Genomic DNA, 913 nt, shown 5'->3' on the forward strand with positions numbered 1-913 from the left:
TCTTCTGTTTCTTAGCTGATATATAACATCGGCTAATTCGTTAGAATCTTTAGCAACTCTTACAGGACAACCCATAATTCTCCCGTAAATGGAGAGTTGCTCATGTGCACCTATGCGATATGTATCTGTTGTCACAAGGGCCACATTGTCGGCACCGTATTCCATGGCTGCGCGTGCAGCAAGCTTCGCAACAGTTGTCGTTTTTCCGACGCCTGTAGGGCCAAGCAATGCAACCACACCACCACGTTTTAAAATATCTTGTTTTGGTATGTTAATTTGATCCGCAACGAGTGACAGCAACGCCTTCCACGCACGTGCAGGCTTGGTGTCTTCTGGGATGTAACATGCCATTTGGTCTGCAAGCTCAGGAGACACGCCCATACGCTCTAAGCGTTTGATAAGCATGGCTCTTAATGGCTCACGACGTTCCACTTCTTGCCACATTAAGCCGGAGACTTGATGTTCCAGCAGACGACGAATCGAGGTCATCTCTTCGCGCATGTTCTCCAGCTCTTTTGCTGACTCGTCACGCTCTTCAGAGGATGGGCGACGACGGTCATAGCGCGTAGGATCTAACTTCGGCGTTGGTCGCTCAAAACGGTTATCTTGAGCAATCAATTTCGCCAAAGGAGAGTCCGGCTGGTATGGCACGGGCTGTTCTTGGTTGTAGCTTTCGCGGTGCTTATTTTGGCGTTGCAATAGGGCTGATAACGAATCTTCGTTTTCCGCAACATGATCGTCAGATTCTGCTGCGCCACCACTGTATTGCTTCAGCATGTTCGCGAATCGCTGTGTCATCGAGCCTGATTTTTCTTTGCTGTTTTGTAGGCTAATTTTATCTTCATCTAAACTGCGATCTTGAAAACGATCGGCCGCTGATGACGACATTTGACGATGTTCGTTATAGCGATTC

General features: G+C 48.1%; 1 protein-coding gene. It reads right to left on the reverse strand.

The genetic code is table 11. The annotated features are described in order from the left end of the window. Positions 1-913: flagellar biosynthesis protein FlhF (gene flhF / locus R7Q46_RS25610; protein ID WP_318078004.1), on the reverse strand; the 913-nt coding region annotated here is incomplete at both ends.

The sequence above is a fragment of the Vibrio sp. 811 genome (genome assembly GCF_033339195.1).